The 7,759-nt window shown below is 33.6% G+C and carries 9 protein-coding genes; all 9 read right to left on the bottom strand.

Annotated elements, in window-relative coordinates; genetic code table 11:
- Nucleotides 1–1,156, bottom strand: a 1,156-nt coding sequence (locus N3C60_00540) for a UvrD-helicase domain-containing protein (GenBank protein MCX8083400.1), incomplete at its 3' end; no start/stop codon positions are given.
- Nucleotides 1,153–2,004, bottom strand: coding sequence for a hypothetical protein (locus N3C60_00535; protein MCX8083399.1), 852 nt, complete (start codon nt 2,002–2,004; stop codon nt 1,153–1,155). The genes N3C60_00535 and N3C60_00540, both read right to left, overlap by 4 nt.
- The gene (locus N3C60_00530; GenBank protein ID MCX8083398.1) at nt 2,001–2,495 is read right to left on the bottom strand and encodes a hypothetical protein; all 495 of its coding nucleotides are present in this window, start codon (nt 2,493–2,495) and stop codon (nt 2,001–2,003) included. The genes N3C60_00535 and N3C60_00530 overlap by 4 nt, the downstream gene beginning before the upstream one ends.
- Nucleotides 2,492–3,280: a PilZ domain-containing protein gene (locus tag N3C60_00525; protein ID MCX8083397.1), complete on the bottom strand. Its 789-nt coding sequence runs from the start codon at nt 3,278–3,280 to the stop codon at nt 2,492–2,494. Before N3C60_00525 ends, N3C60_00530 begins: the two co-directional genes overlap by 4 nt.
- A 3-nt stretch (nt 3,281–3,283) precedes the next feature.
- Nucleotides 3,284–3,562, bottom strand: coding sequence for a hypothetical protein (locus tag N3C60_00520; protein ID MCX8083396.1), 279 nt, complete (start codon nt 3,560–3,562; stop codon nt 3,284–3,286).
- A 39-nt stretch (nt 3,563–3,601) separates the two neighbouring features.
- On the bottom strand, nt 3,602–4,432 hold the full coding sequence (locus N3C60_00515; protein ID MCX8083395.1) for a protein-glutamate O-methyltransferase CheR: 831 nt from the start codon (nt 4,430–4,432) through the stop codon (nt 3,602–3,604).
- Entirely contained in the window at nt 4,429–5,847 is a 1,419-nt protein-coding gene (locus N3C60_00510; GenBank protein MCX8083394.1) for a HEAT repeat domain-containing protein, read from the bottom strand. Before N3C60_00510 ends, N3C60_00515 begins: the two co-directional genes overlap by 4 nt.
- A gap of 4 nt (nt 5,848–5,851) precedes the next feature.
- Nucleotides 5,852–6,175 carry an STAS domain-containing protein gene (locus N3C60_00505; GenBank protein MCX8083393.1) on the bottom strand — a complete coding sequence of 108 codons (324 nt, stop codon included), beginning with the start codon at nt 6,173–6,175 and terminating at the stop codon, nt 5,852–5,854.
- Nucleotides 6,176–7,753 carry a SpoIIE family protein phosphatase gene (locus tag N3C60_00500; protein ID MCX8083392.1) on the bottom strand — a complete coding sequence of 526 codons (1,578 nt, stop codon included), beginning with the start codon at nt 7,751–7,753 and terminating at the stop codon, nt 6,176–6,178.
- Between the last annotated feature and the right edge of the window lie 6 nt (nt 7,754–7,759).

Below are 7,759 nucleotides of genomic sequence, written 5' to 3'. Positions count from 1 at the left end.
GAAATTCATCTATCAGATAATGATAGATAGTCTCCCCCAATCTACAATAAGCCATTGTTACCCCATTTTCACTTTTTAATAATTCAGAAACCTTTTTGGCTATCTCAGATCCATCAACGATATTCTGCTCCCTCATAACCTTATTTTTAAATTCATTTATCACCTTAATAATTTGATAAGCTAACTCAGCCTCTTTAACTGCAGTAAGTATTTTATAATCCTCGAGGAGCTTCAAAATATTTGACAACATGTTGATGAAATCGTTTTTGTCTTTCTCACTCAGACTCTTGCCATTTTTAACTACATTTTCAAATCTTTTTTCTTCTAAAAAAGATCTTATTTTTTCTAATTTTTCATCATCTATTTTTATATTTATATTCTTAAATTTTTTACTATTATTCATATTGAACAAATGAGACCTACTATCTATAAAATTTTTAAGCTCCGAAGCATACTCTACCACTTTTTCTGATATCCATTGTAATAGATCTATTTCTTTTTCGGATATGTTCCACTTTGTAAAAAAAAGTTTTTCAATATCTTCAGCCGTCAAAATATCAGAAGGTACTTCTATCTGGCTATAATACTTGAGGTTTTTTTTCAGGATCTTCTCAGCATCCATTCCATTTTCACCCGCCTCCAGTAAAAATGTAAGGAAATCCATCAGTAATTCGCTATTTTGAGGCTCCAATAAAACCCTTTTAAACATCTCTTCGAATACACTATCACTATCAAATGTTATCTCATAATCTGGATATACCCCAAGATCCACCGAAAATGCCTTAAATATTCTATTCATAAATGAATCTATAGTGGTAACATTTAACTCATCATAGTTTTTAAAAAGATCGATCAAAAGCTCCTGCATTTCGACTTTATTTAAAAAACTTATGTTCTCCTCCTCTTCCAAAACAGATTTTTTCATAAAATCTATAATACGTTCTTTCATCTCAGAAGCAGCTTTATTTGTAAAAGTTAGAGCCATTATGGAGCTTATCCCCTTAGGCAGAGAGATACCTTCAAAAGATCCATTTTTTTTATAAATGTAATAAAAGGATAAAAGTAAAACAAATCTGCTTGCCAGTTCATGTGTCTTTCCAGAACCAGCAGATGCTTTCAGGACAAGATTTTTTTTAAAATCTTCCAAATCTTTCACACCACCACCTCCCAACCTCCTAAGTTGTTTAAAGCCTCTTTTTGAGGGTTAAATGATTCTAACTCAACTTTGGTTATCTTACTCCAACTGACTCTAACATTTGGGATCATTACTTCTTTCAAATCATCAGAGATATCCGCCTCTGTTTTAATTACGCAATCTATCAATCCATTGCCAATATCTCTTATATAGATCAAGGTATCACCTAACTTACTAAAATGAGTCCTGATCATTATGGAAACTGTTTTACCTTTTTTTATAATTATATCAAAATCATCAACATCCTCGTCATCACTTTTAATGGGTAGATAGGCGTCCAAACCAGACAAAAAAGTAATTAATTGTAACTTACTGATCTGTGCTGTGGACTCTGTATCCCCCTTCTGATGCCATTGATATTTTATATCATCCTGTATCTGTTCCCCCGTGTGTAGTTTATTCTCAAAAAAAATACCGCTATTTCTAATAAGATCTTTCACCTTTTCAGGGGTAATATTCTTTACATCCATACTTATACCACTTTTATATAAAATATCCCTTGTTTCTTTTTTATCAAATGAAAGAACCTCTCCTTTTACCTGTTTAATTTGTTCATCTGGGATAGCTTCTTTTTGCATCTTTAGCTCTAAAATCGGCTCTGTTTTTACAACCTCAGCTATAAATCTGCCAATCTGGGGAAGATTTTGAAAGTATGCAGTAAAGCTCCTACCCTTGATGTTTACGAGGAATAAGCCATTTTTTATCTCTTTTATTACATTAACCGGAATCTTTTCCCCTTCCTTAAGTTCAATACTATTTGGATCTAAGCTAAATTTTATTAGATCCCCAAGCCTTACACCATTTATCATCGTCCATGTTTTAATACAAGATTAACTTCTGTTACTGATATACCTAATCTTTTCGCAATTTCCATAGGCGTAACACCATTCTTTGATAAATAAACAACCTTCTCCCTCAAACTCATCCCTGAAAGATCAGCATCAGCTATCGTAGTAGTCCTTATAACTGCAGTATCTTCTACTTTATCCAAATCCGCTATTTGATTATAACCCCCTGAAACATTGATATGCTCAAGCCTCCTAAGTTTAGCATCTATTAAATCAACTAAATCCTCTAAAACAGCCTCTTTTTCTTTAATAGAACTTTCAAGCTTCTCTGAAACCTTTTCAGATTCAACTATTAAATCTTTCAGGTTTTCTGTAATAAGCTTTACATCATCATAGGAAACGTTTATAACTTTTTTGCTCAACTCTTTAATCTTTAACAAAAGATAGGCTATAATTAACAATAAAAGCAGATTTAAAACAAACAATATAATTATAAAAGGTGCAAGATTCATAAATTCTTGGCTTCCTTTAGCATCTCTCTATCCTTGTCAAAAACATACCTAACAATGTTCTCCCTTATCTCATTATCTATCTCCTCAAAAACTGTCCCACAAATAATACCTTTTTTCGTTTCATGTCTACTAACGATCCTTGAAATACTAGCAAATTTAATTTTACTAGATCCATCATCTATAATACCATCAATAAAAAGTAGCTCACCCACCTGAAAGGACTTATCAGGGGAAAAGAAACTAAACCCCCCACCGCTGATATCTATAGTCTTCACTTTTTGGAAATCTGCATAAATATCTTTTTGCTCTTTCAAAATTTCAAGTATCTCGTCAATCTTATTATCCAATTCAAAAAGATACCATAACACATACTGCATCTGAGGTATCTCTTTGCTAATAACACTCTTTATTTTATAAGAAAGGGAGTTTTTTATGCCATCATTTATTACCTTGACTTTCTCATAATATTCCGCTGTATTATCTGTAATCTTTTTCAGTCTGAAATAACCCCTATAGTCTATTCGGTAATGGGATCTATCAGATTTTGCAGGTAGCTCTTTGATAATTGTAAACTCCATAGTAGTTCCATTGTATTTCAAAGGCTTTACTTCATAAACCTTATTTTGTCCCGCTTCAAATAGATTTATCTGGGTCAATATCGCTTCATTAAATGGTAGATTCGTGGGTAGTTTCAGATTAACTTTCAGGGGATCTTTGGATATCATGTTTCCATAAGTTCTTATTACGTTGTCATCAAAAATAATTTTTACCTTTACAGTAGGCATACGCTACCCCTTAATATCTATTATTTTACCCTCTTCCTCTTCAGGGATATCTATCTTTTCCTTAACATCTTTTTTTAAACCTTTCTTTTTTCTCTTTTCCTCTTCTTGCTGTCTCCTTTTCTCTTCTATTATAATCATTTCAGTTTTTTTTGCCTCTTCAACTGTCTCCATCTTTTTATCAGCATCTTTTTGAAATTCAGCACTTACCACAACTACTTTGTTATCTATGGAGCGGTCCTGCACATCCTGAACCTTTTCCACATAGCTTATCTTCCCTATCACATTTTGTAGATCTACAGGACCTACCCCATATAAACCTCTCTATTTCACATATACTATTCCCGTACCAAAGTTCACCATTTTAAACCTTTCATCAATTTTACTTAGCGTCTCCGAATGGCCTAAGTAAAGATGCCCACCTACGTTTAATGTCTTATAAAATATATCGACCACTTTTTTCTTTGCATCAACATCAAAATAGATCAATACGTTTCTACAAAAAATAAAATCAACAGCACCAATCTTGCTTGCTGCCAAACTCTCCAAAAGATTTGCCTGAAAAAACTTAACCTTACCCTTTATCTCCGGTTTTATAACAAAATCAAGACCAGTTTTTAAAAAATACTTATCAATTATTGAAGGGGGTACACCCCTAAAGGATACAGATCTATATACCCCTTTTTCAGCTATACCTATTACCTCGGTGTTGATGTCGGTAGCAAAGATCTCAATATTGTACTTCCCATACATCCCCTCTTCATTTAGAAGCATGGCAATTGAATATGGTTCTTCTCCAGAGGAACAAGCAGCAGACCAGATTTTAAAGCTCCTCTTACCCTTCATAGTCATCTCAGGTATGGCTTTCTTTATCATATGATCCATCTGAGCCCTTTCCCTGAGAAAATAGGTCTCATTAATAGTCACAAGGTTCATCAAGACCTTCATCTCTTCCCGACGTTTTACATCATATTTTAAGAAATAGATATAATCTTTGAAAGTGGTGAAGTTTAACTCATTTAGTCTTTTCGTCAACCTGTTTTCCAACAGGTACTTCTTATTTATAGTGAATGTGATACCTGCGTTTTTGTATATGATATCCGCAAGTTCTGCAAACTCTTCATCCTTCATCTTGATAGTAGCTGAAGTAATCATAACTCACCCACAATAGCATGTATTTTTTCTTTAATGTATCTATTTCCCTCCATCTTTCCATATTCTTTGAGCTTTTCCAGATACCCATCAGGCTTTGCTTCTTCAATGATCTCTACAGCTTTAAACCTTACAACCCAACTACTGTCCCTAAGAGCGTTATAAGAAGCTTCAATAGCAATATCTTTATTCACAAGAGCAAGGGAGTTTAAAGCCTCTTTTCTTATATCTTCGTTTTCATCATCTAATAATTGGAAAAGAAAATCTGAAGAATCAAACCCCATTTTACCGAGTGCCTCTATAATTGCAATTCTAACCTGCGTATCAACTTTTGGATAAATTTTGATCAACTCATCACTGCACTTTTTATCTTTACAAAGCTCACCAACTGCTTTAACAGCAAAATAAGCCACCCAAACATCTTTATCAGAAACCAAAGACATAATTCTATCTATTTTGTCTGTCGCTTTTATCCTAATAAGCGATGATGCTGCAGCCTCCCTTATCTTTATAGAATTTTCCGAAAGCATGTTTAAAAGTATATCTGCAACATCTGGCTTGTTGAAATATGATATAGTTTTTGCAAGCTGAGCACGTAACAGATCATCCTTTTCCTTTTTAAGATGCTCGATAAGAAACTTATAAGCAAACTCATCGTTTATAAGACCCAAAGCTTGAATAGCTATTTTTCTAAGTCTTTCGTCATTACTGTTCAGATATTCTTTAATAGCAATGGAATCGTCCTCATCAGCTAATAATGCTATTGTCGCAGCAGCTGCTTCAGCCACATCAATATGTTCATCACCCAAAAAATCGTAAATCTTTTCCTTACAATCCTCCTCACCAAACCAACCCAACACCAATATAGCAGCTCTTACAACATTTGGATAAGGGCTATTTAAACACTCCTTAATCTTATCTAAAAATTCATAGCTATGAGTCTTCCCTATAATCATCACAGCAGACTCAATCAGGATTGGATCATCAGAGTTTAATAACTCTCTTACAAAATCAAGATAAACATCATTAAAATTATTTGCAACAAACTCAATAATCGAATCGTTCATCTCAGGATCTAATAAAAGGTAAGAAAGCTCATGAGGTGTGTAACTTCTAAAATCTTTCTCAAGTGTAAAGTGATCAAGAAGATTCGATATTTCAAGGACCTGTAAAACACCTTCTTGAATGTTAGTAAGGATCAGTTTAACATTTTTAGACAATGTATACTTCTTCACAGATATAAGCTCAGCTATCAATTTACTCTGTAAAAACGGAACATCTTTAAAATCAATTCGCAGTTCTTTAAGCTCTTGATATTTACTCACCTCTTCCTTTACACCCCTAAAATCGGTAACATCTGGATTGTTTGGTAATTTTACAATAAGCAAGCCCTTTTCTCTATCAAAGCTGGTATTCATAAAACTACCCTTTTAATGCCTGTGATTCATCACTATATATTTTAAAGACTTTATCAAGACCAGTGAAGGCAAACATCTCCTTTATATCATCTGTCATGTCACAAAGTCTAAGATTTTTGTTCTCCTTTTTACTCCTCTTAAGTAAATCTATAATCTCCCTCAAACCAGAACTGTTCATATACATAACACCCTTAAAAGACAACACAACTGTACTACTCTTCTTAAAAATCTCCAGAACCTTGTTTTTCATATCAAGTCCTGTCTGAGCGTTCACCTCACCTTTGAGGTACACAATTGTAGCATTACCTGTTTCTTTCACATCAAACATTTAAGCCCCCTTTTTCTTTATAACAAGTATTGTTATATCATCATTAAACTTTCTCCCTTTACAAAACTCTTTTACATCTAACATAATATTATCAATAATCTCCTGACAGGTCAACTCATTAAACATAATTATTTTAGAAATCAACCGATCATACCCATAAAGGTTATCTTCTGGATCCATAGCCTCAACCAAGCCATCTGTATACATAAATGCTATGTCACCATCCTTCAAAGTAAAACTACCTTGCTCGTACTCCACATCATCAAACACACCTAAAAACATACCATTTGCTGTCACTTTTTTTACCATCATATCCTGCTTATCAAACAATAATAACGGATTATGACCAGCACTGGCAAAATTACACTCACCATTTTCAGAATTCATCACAACATATAACATGGTAACAAAATCATTTGTATAAATGTTGCTACATAGTATCTCATTTACCATCGAGATAGCTTCGCTGGCACTGATGACATCATAGGTATAAGACCTCATAATAGCTCTGGTTATAGCCATTATTACGGCTGCAGGTGTTCCATGTCCTGAAACATCAGCAACAGTAAACCCCCAATACCCATTGCTCATCTGGATACAATCGTAGTAGTCTCCTCCAGCATGCTCTGCGGGAATATAAAGAGCTCCAAACTCAAAACCACCGATGTCCGGTAAAGAGGAGGGCAAAAGACTAGCTTGAATCTCACCTACTTGTCTTAACTCATCCTCAATAATCTTCTGGGCTTGTTTTAACTTTTCATTCATTTTCAGAAGATCATTGTTTAAGAGAGACATTTGACGCTGTTTTTCTTCCAGCTCCTTCTGTTGTTTCTTGATTTCATCTATCAAAAAAATCTCTTTTGTAACATCCCTTATGCTTTCCACCATAAAATTTTCAAATCTATTGAAACTTACGGACAAACTCTTATCTTCAATCTTCCTTGAACTCTTTACAATAGACTTATTCATGTAAGGGCAATCCCCACACTGGGCTTCAAAACCGTAAATGTTATAACACTTTTTATCTTTCAGATCCGTATCTTTTACATTAAAGATTTCCTTAACCTGATAATTTAAAAAAACTACATCCAACTCCTCATTTACAACCATTATCCCTTCATTTATACTATTTAACACTTTTTCCATGAAATACTGTTTTTTCTCTATCTCTTTTTTTTGCAACGTTAGCATAACATTCTTAGCTTTTAGTTCCTTTGTTTGATGGGTCATCGTATCGACCAATTTTTTATTCTCAGTTATATCCGTGATAATCTCAGCGAATGAACCATTTTCTAATTTTTCAAACTTAGCAGAATAAAGCCTCCTAAAACCTCGGTGTGTTATCGCATCATGAATTATATTAAGGGGGATCTTGCCATTTTTTATATTATTTATCTGACAACCGCTGCAAGGCTCCGAATAACCAAACAAAACACTAAAACATTTCTTATTGATAAGCTTATCAACAGGTTTACCAGTAAGTGTTTTAGATGCAGAATTTATATATTTTATTTTATAGTTTTCATCCACTTCCATTATGATTATGTCTATGGCATTCATCAATAAATTGCAGTCCAATATACA

This window comes from Calditerrivibrio sp. (assembly GCA_026415135.1).
Classification (GTDB): domain Bacteria; phylum Chrysiogenota; class Deferribacteres; order Deferribacterales; family Calditerrivibrionaceae; genus Calditerrivibrio.
The sequence above is the reverse complement of the archived record's forward strand: the minus strand, read 5'-3'. Positions and strand labels throughout refer to the sequence as shown.

Coding starts and splice junctions, on each gene's coding strand:
- N3C60_00535 (MCX8083399.1), bottom strand. CDS start 2,004: ATGATAAATGGTGTAAGGCTTGGGGATCTAATAAAATTTAGCTTAGAT.
- N3C60_00530 (MCX8083398.1), bottom strand. CDS start 2,495: ATGAATCTTGCACCTTTTATAATTATATTGTTTGTTTTAAATCTGCTT.
- N3C60_00525 (MCX8083397.1), bottom strand. CDS start 3,280: ATGCCTACTGTAAAGGTAAAAATTATTTTTGATGACAACGTAATAAGA.
- N3C60_00515 (MCX8083395.1), bottom strand. CDS start 4,432: ATGATTACTTCAGCTACTATCAAGATGAAGGATGAAGAGTTTGCAGAA.
- N3C60_00510 (MCX8083394.1), bottom strand. CDS start 5,847: ATGAATACCAGCTTTGATAGAGAAAAGGGCTTGCTTATTGTAAAATTA.
- N3C60_00505 (MCX8083393.1), bottom strand. CDS start 6,175: ATGTTTGATGTGAAAGAAACAGGTAATGCTACAATTGTGTACCTCAAA.